12 protein-coding genes are annotated in these 16,900 nt (G+C 22.7%); 3 read left to right on the top strand and 9 right to left on the bottom strand.

All coding sequences use genetic code 11. The annotated features are described in order from the left end of the window. Positions 1-905: 905 nt before the first annotated feature. The 8 genes from thrS to asnS form a co-directional block, all read right to left on the bottom strand. A complete protein-coding gene (thrS, locus tag M8044_RS00555; protein WP_273585131.1) occupies positions 906-2,837 on the bottom strand; it encodes a threonine--tRNA ligase in 1,932 nt (643 codons plus the stop codon). A gap of 48 nt (positions 2,838-2,885) precedes the next feature. Next, entirely contained in the window at positions 2,886-4,259 is a 1,374-nt protein-coding gene (gene mnmE, locus M8044_RS00550; RefSeq protein ID WP_273585130.1) for a tRNA uridine-5-carboxymethylaminomethyl(34) synthesis GTPase MnmE, read from the bottom strand. Positions 4,260-4,307: 48 nt separating this feature from the next. Further along, positions 4,308-5,249 (bottom strand): DHH family phosphoesterase, encoded by a 942-nt coding sequence (locus tag M8044_RS00545; protein WP_273585129.1) that lies wholly within the window; start codon positions 5,247-5,249, stop codon positions 4,308-4,310. 102 nt (positions 5,250-5,351) lie between these two features. Continuing rightward, a complete protein-coding gene (locus M8044_RS00540; protein WP_273585128.1) occupies positions 5,352-6,944 on the bottom strand; it encodes an ABC transporter substrate-binding protein in 1,593 nt (530 codons plus the stop codon). Next, positions 6,916-7,839 carry a carbohydrate ABC transporter permease gene (locus M8044_RS00535; RefSeq protein WP_273585127.1) on the bottom strand — a complete coding sequence of 308 codons (924 nt, stop codon included), beginning with the start codon at positions 7,837-7,839 and terminating at the stop codon, positions 6,916-6,918. Before M8044_RS00535 ends, M8044_RS00540 begins: the two co-directional genes overlap by 29 nt. A 20-nt stretch (positions 7,840-7,859) precedes the next feature. After that, positions 7,860-8,780 carry a carbohydrate ABC transporter permease gene (locus M8044_RS00530; protein WP_273585126.1) on the bottom strand — a complete coding sequence of 307 codons (921 nt, stop codon included), beginning with the start codon at positions 8,778-8,780 and terminating at the stop codon, positions 7,860-7,862. Between the two features lies 1 nt (position 8,781). Next, complete coding sequence (locus M8044_RS00525; protein WP_273585125.1) at positions 8,782-9,873, bottom strand: ABC transporter ATP-binding protein; 1,092 nt, start codon at positions 9,871-9,873, stop codon at positions 8,782-8,784. A 47-nt stretch (positions 9,874-9,920) separates the two neighbouring features. Continuing rightward, entirely contained in the window at positions 9,921-11,312 is a 1,392-nt protein-coding gene (asnS, locus tag M8044_RS00520) for an asparagine--tRNA ligase (RefSeq protein ID WP_273585124.1), read from the bottom strand. A gap of 700 nt (positions 11,313-12,012) precedes the next feature. On the opposite strand from asnS, the gene M8044_RS00515 reads away from it, so the two are divergent. Beyond that, positions 12,013-12,699, top strand: coding sequence for a hypothetical protein (locus tag M8044_RS00515; protein WP_273585123.1), 687 nt, complete (start codon positions 12,013-12,015; stop codon positions 12,697-12,699). Here M8044_RS00515 and recU read toward each other — a convergent pair. After that, positions 12,694-13,248 carry a Holliday junction resolvase RecU gene (gene recU, locus M8044_RS00510; RefSeq protein WP_273585122.1) on the bottom strand — a complete coding sequence of 185 codons (555 nt, stop codon included), beginning with the start codon at positions 13,246-13,248 and terminating at the stop codon, positions 12,694-12,696. The genes M8044_RS00515 and recU overlap by 6 nt on opposite strands. A gap of 156 nt (positions 13,249-13,404) precedes the next feature. Between recU and M8044_RS00505 the strand changes: the two genes are divergently transcribed. Both M8044_RS00505 and M8044_RS00500 read left to right on the top strand, forming a co-directional pair. Next, positions 13,405-15,111, top strand: coding sequence for a ribonuclease J (locus M8044_RS00505; RefSeq protein WP_273585121.1), 1,707 nt, complete (start codon positions 13,405-13,407; stop codon positions 15,109-15,111). 25 nt (positions 15,112-15,136) lie between these two features. Beyond that, on the top strand, positions 15,137-16,831 hold the full coding sequence (locus tag M8044_RS00500; protein WP_273585120.1) for a ribonuclease J: 1,695 nt from the start codon (positions 15,137-15,139) through the stop codon (positions 16,829-16,831). The last annotated feature ends 69 nt before the right edge of the window (positions 16,832-16,900 follow it).

The raw sequence follows: 16,900 nt of genomic DNA, 5'->3' as shown, positions 1-16,900 counted from the left end.
TTTTGTTCCTTTATTTCATTATTATGCTTAACTTTTGGTTTTGGTTTTTTTAGTCGCGTTAATACTTCCAATATAATTAATTATTGATGAAATCTAAGAAGACGGAAGAAAGAGATGTTAATAGCATCATATCTAAAAATAAGAAAAAAATTCAGACACAAAACAAGCAAAATTAATAAAATAATAATTTCCTTTGGCCTCAACCAATTCATTAAACTGTTTTTGGATAATGTTTGTAATATTATTTATCTCCTTTCCTAAATCTTTTTAGGAAAAAACTTTAAAAATCATTGGTGTATTTTTTTTTTTTTTTTTTTTTGATAAAAGACTTGACAAAATATAATTTTTATATTTCAATTAAAAGAAAAGCTGTAATTCTTAGTAAGACATTAAGACATAAGACTTATAAAAGTATAATATATGTTTTATTTTTTTCTTTATTTTAAATTTTTTTGAAAATTTTAAATAAAGAATTTTTTTTTTTTTTGACAATTAATTTTTTTGTCTTAGGATAAGTTTATAAATAAATTTATTAACTAAAAAAACAATTTGTTTTAAAAAAATATAAACACATATAAAATTATATTTTTTTAAACAGAATTGAGTCTTTTTCCTATGGTTCCGTTTCTCTGGAGCTCTTCAATTAGAATTCTTTAGATCGATATAATTTCTATTACGTTTTTATTAATAACTATTTATTGTTCGGCTAATTATAAAATTTTTTTCAAATATTTTCGTATCTGATTGAACTTGTATTTATCATGAATTAAAATTCATAAAAAAAAATTTATTTAAAACAAAACAAAAAATAACTATATGATTTTAAAAAATAAAAGTCCTAACTTTAAAAAGTTAAGTCTTTTAGATATTTTTATTAATAATTTTAACTTATCTAATAAAAAAATTTATTTTTTACCTAAAATAATTTTATTTAACATTTGAATAAATTCTTCATTACGAAGGGTCTCTCTTTTAGTACTTTGATATTTTCTAAAAGTTAGAGTTTCATTATTCATTTCTTTATCACCTATAACTATTTGATAAGGGATTTTATTTTTTTGTGCTTGTCTTATTTTATAACCTAAACTAAAGTCTTTATCATTTAATTCTACTCTAAAATTATTTTTAACTAATAAATCTTTTATTTTTTTAGCATATGATAAATGAATTTGATTATGGACAGGAATCAGAATAACTTGTACTGGAGTAATCCATAAAGGTAAAATACCTTTATTTTTTTCTATTAAATAAGAAATAAATCTTTCTAAAGTAGAAATAATAGCCCTATGAATAACAATAGGAGTATATTCTTTATTATCTCGACCTATATATTTCAAATTAAATTTTTGCGGTAACAAAAAATCTAATTGAATTGTTGATAAAGTTTCTTCATTTTCCAAAGCAGTTAAAACTTGAATATCTAACTTAGGACCATAAAAAGCAGCATCGCCTGGAACTTCTTTATAAGAAATATTATTTTCTTTTAAAATTTCTCGTAAAAAAGTTTCTGATTTATCCCAAATAAGATCATTATCAAAATATTTATCTTTATTTAAGATATCTCTAGTGCTTAAATTAAAATTATATTTTGTGATTTCAAAATCTTTATAAACTTCTAAAATAAATTGAATAATTTGAGTAATTTGTTCTTTGATTTGCTCTTCATGGATAAAAATATGAGCATCGTTCAAAGTCATTTCTCTTGTTCTTTGTAAACCAGATACAGCGCCTGAATGTTCATAACGATGCATCATACCCAATTCTGCAATTTTAATAGGCAAATCTTTATAACTACGTAATTGTTTTTTAAAAATCATCATATGATGGGGACAATTCATGGGCCTTAAAACTAATTTTTCTTCATTAGGTAATTCCATTATAGGAAACATATTTTCTTTATAAAGTTCTAAATGTCCTGAGGTTTGATACAATTTAGTATTAGCTAAAATAGGAGTATAAACATGTTGATAATCATAACTTAATTCTTTATCAGTAATATATCTTTCTATAATACGTCTAATAGTAGCTCCTTTTGGTAACCAAAAAGGCAATCCTAAACCCACTTCTGAAGATAACATAAATAAATTTTGTTCTTTGTTAATATTTTTATGATCTCTTTGTTCTCTATCTTTCAACAAATCTAAATATTGTTTCAAATCTTTCTTATTAAAGAAAGATACTCCATAAATTCTTGTTAAAACAGAATTTTTTATATTTCCTTCAAAATAAGAACCAGATATTTTTAATAACTTAAAATGTTTCATAATATTAGTATTTGTTAAAAGAACGTTATCAAAATTTAAATCTTCGAAATTTTGACAAGAACAAATATTAATAAATTCCTTATCTTTCATTTTTTGAAGTATTTTTAATTTATATTTATTAAAAGCAAATTGTTCATATGCTCCTTTATAAATTATATTTTTCGGAATAATATCTAGTTTTTCTTCAACAATTTGATGCATTACTTTTTCTATATTAGGTAAATCATTATGAGAAAAGTTAATATTTTGGAAATCTACTTCATAATAAAAACCATCTTTATGACATAAACCTTTTACCAAAAGAGCATTAGGATAAATTCTTTGAATAGCTTGAGCCATTAATAAAGTTGTATTATAATTTAAAATCTTCAAACTTTCTTGTCTATCTGATGTAATAACTTCTAAAAAGCCATCTTTTTCTAATTTTGTTCTTAAACCAATTAATTTATTATTAAAATAAGCTGCTATAGGTTTTTGAGAAAATGTCATTTTATTTTGTTGTATAATTTCTAAAATATTAATGCCTTTAGAAAACTTTTGTATCAAATCTTTTTTAAATTGAATATTAATCATTACTTAATATCTGATTCCTTTGTGAATTATGTTAAAAAATGATTTTTTTTATTTCCCTAAACAAAAATTAGAAAATAATTCGTTCAGCAAACGATCTGGCATATTTTTACCTAAAATATTATCCAAAGCATTATAAGCTTCCTTTAAATTAATTGTATGTATATCGATAGGCATTTTTTGATCAATATCTGAAACAACATTTTGTAAAGCTTGAAGAGCAATTTCTATTTGTTTAATATGTCTTGCGTTAGAAAAATAATTAAAATCTTTATCTTGGATATTATCTAATTGAAATTTGTTTAAAATAGTATTTTTTAATTCTTCAATGCCTTCTTGGGTATAATTAGAAACTGAAATAATTTGATCTTTTATTAAAGGTAATTCCATTTGAGAAGGTAAATCAGACTTACTACCGATTATAATCCTAGAATATGTTTTGGTCATATCAAGTAATATTTCGTCATCCTCATTTAAAGAATTGCTCTGATCTAATAATAATATGACTAACTCTGCTTCTTTTAAAAGTTTCTTGGTATTCTGGATTCCTATTTTTTCCAAAGGATCATCAGTTTGACGAATACCAGCTGTATCAATCAAAAATAAAGAAACACCTTTAATATTAACGTATCCATCTACATAATCTCTTGTAGTTCCAGCGATATCAGAGACAATAGCTCTTTCTTCTTTTAAAAGGTTATTCAACAAACTAGATTTACCGACATTAGGGCGTCCAATAATTAAAGTTTTAATACCATTTTGTAAAAAACGATTTTTAGTATAAGAACTTAAAATTTCTTGCATTTGATAAATCAATTTTTGAATTTGAGGTAGAATAATATCGTTAGTCATTTGTTCAATATCTATATATTCAGGGTAATCGATATTAACTTCTATCTGACCTATTATTTTAATAATCTTATCTGATAATTCTTGAACTAATTGAGAATTTTTTTTTTGCAAACCTAAATGAGATAATTTAACAGCATTTTCATTTTGAGCAAAAATTAAATCCATAATGGATTCCGCTTGAACTAAATCTATTTTGCCATTTAAAAAAGATCTTTTAGTAAATTCGCCTGGTCGAGCCAATCTAATATCTAAAGATAAAATTCTCTCTAATAATAATTGAGTTATTAAAATACCTCCATGCCCTTGGACTTCAACAACATTTTCGCCAGTAAAAGAATAAGGCATTTTAAAAATAGAAATTAAAACTTCATCCAAAACATCTTTATTTTTATCCAAAATAAAACCATGATGAATAGTATGAGAAGGTACATTTAATAAATCAATTGTTTTTTTAGAACTCTTAAAAATTTTACTAATATTTTCAATAGCTCCAGGACCGCTAATCCTTATAACGCTAATACTTCCGACTCCTAAAGGAGTGGCGATAGCAGCAATATTATCATAAAAAAACATATATTTGTTATTTGTCCTATCTTCATATGACTAAAAATCAATATTTTCTTATTTTTTGTTCAAATTAAATTTTTTAATAGATTCTTTTATTGATTGAATAACTTGATCAGCTTTATCTTTTGTGTTTACAATAACACCACAAGCTTTTGGGTGACCACCACCACCAAATTTATTAACTATAGAGTTAATTTCTGGACCCCGTGAACGAAGACTAAATTTCCAATTATTATTTTTAAATTGAATAATAAAAGCCCACACAGGACATTTTTCAATATTACTTAAAATATTTATAATTGAGAAAGCCGCTTCTACAGTCAAATTAAATTTTTCCAAAATGTCTTCAGAAAATTTAAAATAAAGAAAACCTTCATCCAAAGTAAAATTATTACAAACATAACCTTGAAATTTCAAAAAATCTAAATTTTTCATATTTATTTTTTGAATAACTTCATTAGGAGTAAAACCATATTTTAATAAATCAGAAGCAAATCTTAAAGTCTCTGAGTTAACTCTGCTGAAACAAAAATTACCTGTATCAGTAACAATACCTGTATAAATCGGTAAAGCACCTTTTTTAGTTAATTTAAAATTATGAAATTCTTTCAAAAAATAAATCATTTCCGAACAAGAAGCGAAATTACTATCTATCCATTCATAATCGCCAATTTTTTCTATAAATAAATGATGATCGATTCTAATAACCATTTTTCCTAATTTATATCTAGGGTCGCTAATAACAGAATTTTGGCCGCAATCAACAATAAAAACTAAAGCCTCTTTATAAATATCATCTGTGATTTTATCCATTTGACCTAAAAAAGATAATTTGGGTTCTTCTTCGCCAACAACATAAACTTTTTTATTAGAAAAATTTTTCAAAATAATATCTTTTAAACCTAATTGAGAACCATAGCAATCTCCATCAGGTCTTATATGACCATGAATAATAATTGTATCAAATTTTTCAATTTGTTCTTTAATAAATTTCATTTTATATAAACTTATTGCCTTTCTTTCAATTTATTTCTCAAATTATTGAATAAAAAATTATATCTTACTTTAATATTAAATAATTTTTTTAATTTATTTCATTTAATTTGTTTGTATCCTTTGAATAGTCTGATTCAATAATTTTTGAATCAATTCTCTTTTATTGGTATCATTCGGTGAGATCTGCAAAACATCTATAAACAAATCAGTAATAATATTTCTAAAAAAATCAGAATTCTCAAAAGTAGAGGTAATAAAAAACTCATTTTCTTTTTCGGGATTTTTTAAAATAAATTCTTTAAAAAACTTTTTTCTAATTTCTTTTACATCATTTGAATAATCACGGTTATCATTTATTTTTCGTTCTATGATTTGTTGTATTTTGTTATCGTTTTTATTAAAGTAATTCTTACGAGTAATATTAAAAAATTTATTGTTTAATAAGAATTTTTCATTTACTTTTGGTAACGCTAAATATTTAGCGAAAAACCAAGAAGCAAATATTTCTTCTTCTTTAGCAGAATAAAATAAATTAACATTAGAACCTTGTAAAATATTTTTATCAACGTCAAATGTAGGTATAGAATGAAAATGAGGAGTAAAATCTTTCATGTTAGATAAAGTATCTAATCTTCTAGTCGATGTAATATAAAAAGCAAAACTTTTATTATTAATTAATGTTTTAATATTTTCTTCACCAGTTAATTTACTTAAAGTTAAATATTTGTTATCATAAAGGTCCTTAAATTTTTCTAATGTATATTTGATTGCATCTTCGTTTAAAAAATCACCTATATCATTTTTACTTATCGGATATTTTATGTTCTTTTGTTTAGCAGAAATTATAAACAAATTAGATTCACTGTCTACTATTATTGGAATAAAATCTTGAGCTTTTTTCTGTTTTAAAATTTGGCATATTTTTTCCATATCTGACCATTGAAGAGATTCTTTCGATAAATAACCATCTTCTTTTACTAATGTTTGAAATTCTTGAAATTCTATTGTATTTGATGATTCGTCTTTTAACTCTTTATATATTTCTTTTAATAAAGAACTATCATAGAACATAATTTCAGTAGTTTTTAAAAAAGGCAGATAATAACGATTGTTTTTATCTACTACAATACCTTCTTCTTCTTTATTGTCTTCTATTTGAATTGGTTCAAAATAACCTTCTAAAAAAGGAAAAGTTTTTAAATTTTGAGCAAATTCTTCATCTACTTCACTAAACTTATTTAAAGGAATGACTTTGCCAGAATTAAAATAAAATCTTGTATGATCAGGATAAGAAACAACTAAATTAGGTTGTTTATCCACAGTTAAAGCATTAGTAACATGTTTAAAAATTTGCCCCCAATTACCTTTATTACTAGCTAAAACTTTAATCCCAGGATATTCTTTTTCAAATTCTGATATAATTTCTTTTAAAATTTGATCTTCTTCGGGATATAAATTGTGCCAAAAAGTAATTTTCACCTTTTCATTTTCTTTTTTGGATTCTTTAAATTTATTTTCATACTTTTGAAAATTTTCTTTATTAATAATACATGAAAAATTACCTATATTATTGTTTTTGGCTTTAACATAGATTATTTCATTAATTATCAAAAGTATAAGAAATAAAAATAAAAAATATCCTGCAAGATATAAATAATTTTTCGTTTTATCCTTTAATACCACTTTTATTTTCACCTGAAATAATATATTTTCTAAAAAAAATAAAAATCAAAATCAAAGGTATATTAATCAATACAGCAACTGCCATTTGAATATTCATTGTATCTATACCTGTTTCAGTATCAAAAGTTTTTCTCGCTGTATTAGTTAATAACTTAGCACCCATCAATTCTGGCCAAGCATAAGCATTCCAAACAGCTACTATTCTGAAAATCATAATGACAATAATAGTAGGTTTAGCAATCGGAACTAATATTTTCCAAAGAAATTTCCAATCACTAGTTCCATCTATTTTAGCAGTATAATATAATTCTTCAGGAATATTTTTAAAAGTTCTTAATAACAACAAAACATGCACTATATTAATTAAATAAGGGACAATACAAGCATAATCAGTTCCGAAAGGAACATCAGAGCCTTTACCATAATCTACCCAACCTAAATTAGAAACAATCCTATAATTAATTATTGTCAAGGTTTCACTAGTTGTCATTAGACCTAAATATAATAATAACATTATAACAATTTTCATTTTAAAATGAAAAATATTACTTAAACCATAAGCAGTTAAAATACAACATAAAGTTCCTAATAAAGTAGAAAAAAAAGTAACTCTCAAAGTATTCCAAAAATAAGGCATAAATTGAAATTGATCCTTAAAGGCCGCTTTATAATTTTTTATAAATTCCAAAGTTTTAGGAAAAGATAAACCATTATCTTTGATAATGTCTGATGTACTTTTAACAGATGTAACAAACATTAAATAAAAGGGTAAAATAAATAAAAAAATAATTAAAAATAAAAATAAAGATCTTAAAAAAGATAAAAAATTAATTTTTTTTATTTTGGTAACTACTATATCATATTTAAAATTAAAGAAAAAATTTTTTATTTTATTCATTAAATTCATTAAAATCTTATAACCTTTTATTAATCTATTTTTTTTCTAGAAATAAGATAACTTATTGTTGTAAATAAAATTGAAATAATAAATAATATCATCGCTGCCGCTGTACCTTTAGAATAAGAATTATGAGTAGTACTAGATAATTGATTATAAATATAACCTACTATCGTTCTTATTTTAAAATTATGATTATCTCCGAATAAACCTACAACAGATTCATATTCTTTAAAAACAGCTAACATTTCTATAATAAATTGATAAAAAATAATAGGAGCGATTAAAGGTAAAGTAATTTTAGTAAAAATACGCCACTTAGAGGTTCCATCAATTTTAGCTGCCTGATAATATGATTTATTAATATCTTGTAAAGCCAAAATAAAAACAAAAATTTTAAATGATACTCTATTCCAAATATTATACAAAACTAAAACAAACATTTTATTAGCATAAGGAGCAGTTGAATTTACCCATTGATAAGGCCCAAATCCAAAAAAACTTATAAAACTATTAAACAAACCACTAGGTTTATTAGAGGAAATACCAAAATTATAATAAAAAAAAATGCTAAAAATCATTCCCATAATAACATTATTAGAAATTAAAGGTAGAAAAAAAAAGGTTTTACAAGTGTTTTTGAAAAAATAATTCTTAACATTATTTAAAGCTAAAGCTATAACTAAAGAGATAATAATTGATAATGGTACCGTTATAAAAACTAACAATAAAGTATTCTTTAAGGCCCATTGGAATTCCATATCTCGAAAGACTGTTCCATAATTATTTATCATTTTTAGTTGAAAAATATCTTTAAATTTATCATATTTAGTAAAAGACATAACAAAAATTTTAGTCAAAGGATAAAAAGTAAAAATAGTTAAAAAAAATAAAGCTGGAGTTAAATAATACCAATATTTATTTTTTTTATGATCTACAATATCAAACATTTTAATAAATCCTATTACCATTTGTTTTATCGAAAATAAAAAATCTATTTTCTACAATATTAAAACGAAATTGTTTTTTATAAACGTTAGATAAATCCAATAATTTTTGTTTATAAGTTGGAATAATAATTTGAAAAGTTTTATAAACAGATTTCGGATGTTTAGCTAGTAAAAATAATTCTCTTCCGATATTTTCTAAAGCAATTCCTTCTATTTGCAAAACACCATTATCCTCAACAACATAACCTTCCGGTCTTATCCCAATATGAACCTCTTTTTGTTTCATATTTTTAAATCGGACGTTGGTTGAAATAACTGCATCACCTATCATTAATTTATCATCCACAATATGTCCATTAAAAAGAGAAATATGAGGAACACCTAAAAAAGATGACACAAACAAATTCACTGGATTTTCATAAATTTGTTTAGGGACGTCTTTTTGTTGAATAATACCTTTATTCATTACATAAATTTTATCACTAATAGACATTGCTTCTTCTTGATCGTGAGTAACAAAAATAGCTGTAATTTTAGTCTTTTTTTGAATTCTTCTAATTTCTTCTCTCATTTTGAAGCGAAGTCTTGTATCTAAATTAGATAAAGGCTCATCTAATAATAAAATTTTAGGATTTTTAATTAAAGCTCTAGCTAAAGATACTCTTTGTTGTTGGCCTCCAGATAATTCAGAAGGTTTTTTATCTAAATAATCTTCGATCGAAGATAAAACAGAAATTCTCTCAACTTCTTGTTGGATTTGTTCATCTGAAAATTTTAAATTTTGTAGAGGAAAAATAATATTTTGACGAACTGTCATATGAGGATACAAAGCATAATTTTGAAAAACTAAACCAATACCTCTTTTTTCTGGTGGTAAATTAGTAACATCTTGACCATCAAATAAAATTTTTCCTTCAGTCACTCTTGATAAACCTGCAATCATATAAAGAATAGTAGATTTACCGCATCCTGAAGGACCTAAAAGACTAACTAATTCTCCAGTAGAAATATTCAAATTAATATTTTTAACTGCATAATATTTATTTTTTTTATTTATAAAAACTTTAGAAACATTATTTAATATTATTCCCATAAATGAAAAATCCTTTGATTATTTTTTTAATTTCTAAATTTAATTTTTCAAAAAGAAGCTTTTTTAGGGATTCTTGGAAACGCTATAACATCTCTAACATTATCTAAACCAGTTAAATAAACTAATAACCTCTCGAAACCCATACCAAAACCTGAATGTATACATCCACCAAAACGACGTAAATCCAAATACCAATTTAATTCTTCTTGAGAAATATTAAATTTTCTCATCTTTTCTTTTAAAATATTAAAATTTTCCTCTCTTTGAGAACCTCCCAATAATTCTCCTATTTTCGGAACTAATAAATCCATAGCAGCTACAGTTTCATTATCAGGATTATTTTTCATATAAAAAGCCTTTATATCAACAGGCCAATCAGTAATAAAAACAGGTGCTCCAAAAAAATTAGTTAAAAATCTTTCATGTTCTGTTGATAAATCTGATCCATATACAGGTTTATTTTCAAATGATGTTTCGCTTTCTAATAAAAATTCAATTGCTTCTTTATATTTAATACGTTTAAACTCTTTCAAATGAACTACTTTTTCTAATCTTTGAATTAAATTAGGCTCTACATTTTGTTCTAAAAATAAAAAATCTTCCTTATTATTTCTCAAACAAAATTCAATAATATATTGAAGCATTTTTTGAGCTATTTTTATATTTTCTGTTAAATCATAAAAAGCCATTTCCGGTTCAATCATCCAAAATTCTGAAATATGCCTAGAAGTATTAGAATTATCAGCTCTAAAAGTAGGACCGAAGGTATAAATTTTTTTAAAAGCTAAAGCCATAGCTTCGCCTTCTAATTGGCCTGTCACAGTTAAAAAAGTAGGCTGTCCGAAAAAATCTTGTTTATAATTTACTTTTTGATTTGTATCTAAAGGTAGTTTATTCAAATCTAAAGTAGTAACTTGAAATAATTCACCAGCGCCTTCACCATCGCTTGTAGTTATAATAGGTGTGTGTGCCCATATAAATCCTTCTTTTTGAAAAAAATCATGAATAGCCATACTAGCCGTATTTCTAATTCTAAAAACAGAACCAAAAAGTTTTGTTCTTAATCTTAAATGTGCTACTTGACGTAAAAAAACTTTAGAATGTTTTTTAGATTGAATCGGATAAGACTCATGATTTAAACCTAAAATAATTATTTTATCAGCTAATAATTCAATAGGTTGAGAGGCTTTAGGATTAATAACTAAATTACCTTCTAAATATAAAGAAACTCCTACTTGTAAATTCTCTTTTATTTCATTAAAATATTTGTCTTGAACGTTCTTATAAACTACTTGCAAGTCTGTTATAAAAGAACCATCATTTAAATCACAAAAAAATAAATTTTTTTGAAAACGACAATTTCTAACCCAACCATTAATAGAAATTTTTCTATTTATGTATAAGTTGTAATTCTTATAAAGATCCTTAATAGAATACATGTTCTCCCTCTTTATAATCTAATTACTATTAATGTTTTAAATAATTTTAAACTTTTGTCAGTTTGAAGTTATTCATTTTAATATCGATAATATTTTAAAATAAAAAATAATAATAAATTCATGTCAAAGTATTTATAAAATTTTCTCAAATTCTAATTTTGAGTACAAATTAATATTTTTTTATTTATATCAATACTATTATAACAATATTTATTTATAATATCTTAAATAAGTTTTTTCATTTTTTGCTATCCAATATTATGAATAAATGTTTATTTTCTTTTTGCCAAAATTAAAAATAAATTTATTTTTATTCTTAAAAACAAATATATAAAACAATTATCGAATAAAAATAAAATTAATTTTTGATTATTTTCATTTTATATTTATAAATTTATTTTGTTATAATGTTTAGGAAATAAAAAAATAATATTTAAACTATAAAAGGCGTATTTCCAAAATTTTTTAAAAAATATTATCACTGTAAATTTAATTTTTTTAGAATATTTTAAAATTATATTATATTTATAATCTTCTGACTAAAATATTAAAGCCAAAATCCAAACTATTTATACTTATTAAGTATTTTTAATAATTTATTTTATGAATAAAAAAACAAATATAAATTATAAAATTTGCTAATATAATTTAATATGTTAAATGAGTTATATTATAAATTTTATAATTTAAGAAAGTATGCATGCGAAAAAAATTTAAAAAAATGAAACAATCTTCATTAAAAAAAATAATTTTTATTTCTTTCCTTTTGTCTATTTCTTTTATTATAGAATTTGTTTTAACCAAAGTGATTTTTGGCCACAGTTGTCAAAACTCTTTAATAAAATTAGAATTATTGCCTCTTATTTTGATAGGTTTTTTTTTTGGTTTTAAATATAGTTTTTATGCTAATTTATTATATATTTGTATACATATTATTTTAGAAAGTAATAATAGTATTCACCAACATAGTTTATTAAAAGAAGGTTATAATAACAACGAAACATTATTAATAATAGGAGTTTTGTTATTTTTATTTATAATTCCTTATTTAGCTTGTTCTCTAATAGGTATTTTTTGTTCTAAAAATTCCAATAACTTTTTTAAAACAAAAAATATTTGGATAAGTTTATCCTTAACAACAATTATTCAAAGTATTTCTTATATTTTGTTTGTTTGTTTGTTTTATAAAAATAAAAATGTTTCACATCATATTTTTGATCATATGATTTCTTATAAAGATTCTATACAAAATTCTTTAAATATAAATCCTGGTTTGTTAATTTTTTTGTATTTCTTTTTCTCAGTTACAATAACTAATATAATTACTGGCATTTGTTTACATTTTATAAAAAGAATTTTTCAAGATAATATAGTTTCTTTTTTATAAATAATTATCTACTATTTTTAGATAATTTAATCTCGGAGCATAAACTAAAACAATATGATGTAAATTTTCTTCAAATATTTTGTAATTAATACTTTTTTTTGAACAATTTTTAATATAATTATTTAAAAATTCTATAGGAAGATAAAAATATTTATTATGAAATTTAAAATGAATAATAAAAAAAGAAATACCATTAAATTGTTTTACATGATTTAAACTATCAATTTGATGTTGAGGTATATTAGATAAAGGAAAACTTGTTTTATGATTAGTTTCTTTCACATCAAAACATAAATATCTACCTCGATAAAGACCTTGATAATCAGGTAAAGAATTTAAACAATAATAAGCTTCAACTATTTTAGCTCTTTTTCTTGAAGAATAATCAACCTTAACAACTTTAATTGGAACTTCATTTTTAAAAATTAAAGCAATTTTATTATCTCGATAAAAATCATTAGTCAAATTAATATCTCTTTCTAAATTACTTCCTAAATTACTTTTATTATTATTTTTAGTTGTATTCTTAAAAACAAATTTTTTAAACATATTTTATTTCTAACTTTCTTTGTTATTCCAATAATATATTAATATTCCGAATTAATATAAAAAAGTTTTAATATGAATATATTATAAAAATTTTTATTCATATTTATTAATATTTATTTTTTTTAAAAATTTTATATGGAGAGTTTTTCATTACATATGCAAGAAATTGAATTTTCAGTCTTAGGTGGAATAGGCGAAAATGGTAAAAATTTATATTTATTAAAAATAAAATCTTCTTATTTTATTTTAGACATGGGTTTAAAATATCCTAATATGTCTATGCACGGAATAGACTCAATAATTCCTGAGTATACTTCTTTAGAAAATGTAAAAAATAAAATTAAAGGTATTTTTATCACTTCAGCTTTCGAAACTCATTGTGGTTCTTTGCCTTACTTAATTAAATATTTTAAAGCGCCTGTTTATGCTTCGGAATTTGTTATAGATATTTTAAAAGCCAATTTAGAAAATAATAACGATAAAAATAAAAATAATGTAAATATTTCTCAAGTAGAATTTAAATCAATAGATGAAAATTCTCAAATTGATTTCGAAGACACAAAAACTGTTTTTTTTAGAGTAGCTCATTTTTTGCCTGAAACTTTAGGTATGGCTTTTGAAACATCACAAGGTTATTTAGTTTATATTAGCGAAATACATTTTTTACAGTCTAAAAATAAAAATTTTCAAACTAATTTTTTAGCTTTATCCAAATTAAATTCAAAAAAAACTCTAGCTTTAATGGTGGCCTCTCAAGGAGCTTTCCATATCACTGAACAAAAAAAAGAAGAAGCTTTAGAATACTCTATCAGTAGCTATTTCGCAAGTATAAAAAACAATATTATTATTTCTTTTTTAATTCCTGATTTATTGAAAATTCAATTAATTATTGATATTGCAGTAGAATTTAATTTAAAAATAGCTTTATTAGGAAGAAAAAATGAAAAAATTGTAGATATAGCTATTCAAAAAGGTTATTTAAAAATTCCTAATGGATTTTTAGTCAATTTAAAAGGAATGAAAGATTATTTAAAATATAAAAATTTAGTAGTCATAATAGTAGGTAAACGATTTGAACCTTTATATCGCTTACAAAGAATGTGCAAAGAAACAGATCGTTTAATGAAATTACATCCCCAAGATAAAATTTTATTATTATCTATTGAAGTAACAGGTATCGATAAAATTCAAAATAAAACTATAGATTATTTAGCCCGTAACGGTTTTGTTGTTGACATCTTAATAAAAGATTTATTAACAGTGTCTTATAATTATGAAGAAAATTTTAAATTAATTTTACATTTATTAAATCCTAAATATCTATTACCAATTATAGGTGAACACCGTCATCAATATCAAATGAAAAAAATTGCCCAAAATTTTAATTTTCCTGCAAATAAAATTTTTATGCTAGAAAATGGGGATAGTTGGAATTATGATTTAAAAAATAATCCTTCTATTAATAAAAAAACTTTCAAAAACTTAGGAGAATTTTTAATTGATGGTACTCCGGTTTTAGAGGGAAACGAATATATTATAAAAGATCGTGAATTACTAGCGAATGATGGTGTTTTGATAATAGCTTGTAACCTAAACCTAAAATTAAAAAAAATTATAGGAAATATAGAATTAATAAGTAAAGGTTTTTTAGATAAAACTAAAATTGTATCTTTTTTATCAGAAATAAAAATACTTTTTGCTAATTTAATTCAAGACTTTTTGACAAATAATAAACAAAATCAATGGAGTGATTTTAAAAATTATTTAAGAGAAGAATTATCAAAATTTATTTTTAAAAAAACACAAAAAAAACCAATCATCATACCCGCTTTAATAACTATTGATAATAAAACCAATAAATAAAATTTAAATAGGAAAGACAAATAGAATGAATTTATTAAATAAAAATAACGAATTAAAAAAATCTGATATGTTTTTTTATGCTTTAGGCGGTTTAGGCGAAGTAGGAAAAAATATGTATATTTTTGAAATCGAACAAAAAATATTTATTACGGATTCAGGTATTTCTTTTTTCGGCGATTCTTTTTTAGGAATCAATTATGTTATTCCAAATTATGAATATCTATTGCAAAACGAACATAGAATCGAAGCCCTTTTTATTACGCATGGTCATGAAGATCATATTGGGGGAATTCCTTTTTTATTAAAAAAAATCAAAATCAATAAAATATTTGTTTCTGGTATAGCTTTCAATTTAATAGAATCAAAGTTAATTGAACACAAATTAAATGAATACACAAAACTTATAACTAAATATAATAATGATTCAGAATTTCAATTCGGCAATACTAAAGTTTCTTTTATAAGAATGAATCATTCTATTCCTGATGCGTTCGGTATAGTCTTTAATAATAAAGATAGAATTATTTTTTATACAGGAGATTTTAAAATTGATAATACACCTATAGGTCCTTTAACAGAATACGATAAACTAACAGAATTAAAGAAAAAAAATATTTTATGTCTTTTATCTGATTCTACTAATGCACAAAATAAAGAAATTATTCAATCAGAAAGTGAAATTAGCAAAACTATTAACAAATTATTTTACAAAATAAAAGGAAGAATTATAATAGTTACTTTTGCTTCTAATTTTTATCGTATCAAACAAATTATTGAAGCTAGTCTTTTAACAAATAGAAAAATTGCTATTTTCGGACGTAGTATGGAAAAAGCTATCGATATAGGAATAAAAAACGGTTATTTAAATATTCCTAAAGATAAAATAATCAACAATAATAATCTAGATAAAAACCCTAATGTTACTTTAATTTGTACCGGATCACAAGGAGAACCTTTAGCAGCTCTTAGCAGAATGGCAAATGGTATTCATAGACAAATAAAATTATTAAAAACAGATACTGTTATTTTTTCTTCTTCTCCGATCCCTGGTAATCAAGATAGTATAAATAAAGTTTTAGATTTACTTTTTAAAATGAATATTGAAGTTATCATTCACGGAGATGTTGTGAATACTCATGCTTCAGGACATGCTGGTCAAAATGATTTAAAATTATTATTAAACCTAGTAAAACCTAAATTTTTTATTCCTGTTCATGGTACACACATTATGTTAGTGACTCATAAAAAATTAGCTATGGAATGTGGCGTTAAAGAAGAAAATATTTGCATTTTAGATAATGGTGATATTGCGAAAATAAATAATGATTATATAGAAAAAACACCTAACCAAATTCCAGTTAGTAATATTTATATTGATGATTCAGGTACAGAAGATCTAAGTAATTACATTTTAAAAGAAAGAAAAATTTTGAGTGAAGAAGGTTTATTTTCTATAATTGTAAGTATTAATTTAAAAAATAAAAAACTTTTGAATAATCCTATGATTTTTTCGCGTGGTTTTATTTATATGAAAAGTAATAAAGAATTAATGAAAAAAACCTCTTGGGAAATTAAAAAAATGATTGAAGAATATTTGAATAAATTTGATAAAATCAATAAAAATCATTTAAAAAAAATAATTATTGATTTTATCACTCCTAAAATTTATGAATTAATTTTAAGAAAACCAATTATTATTCCTATTATTTTAACAACATAATAAAACTTCTTATTTTAAAAAACATTTAAGTTTTTATTATGAATAACTTATATATTTTTTTATATAATA

Source organism: Columbia Basin potato purple top phytoplasma, from assembly GCF_028595955.1.
Taxonomy (GTDB): Bacteria; Bacillota_I; Bacilli_A; order Acholeplasmatales; family Acholeplasmataceae; genus Phytoplasma.
This window is presented reverse-complemented; position numbering and strand designations above follow the sequence as displayed.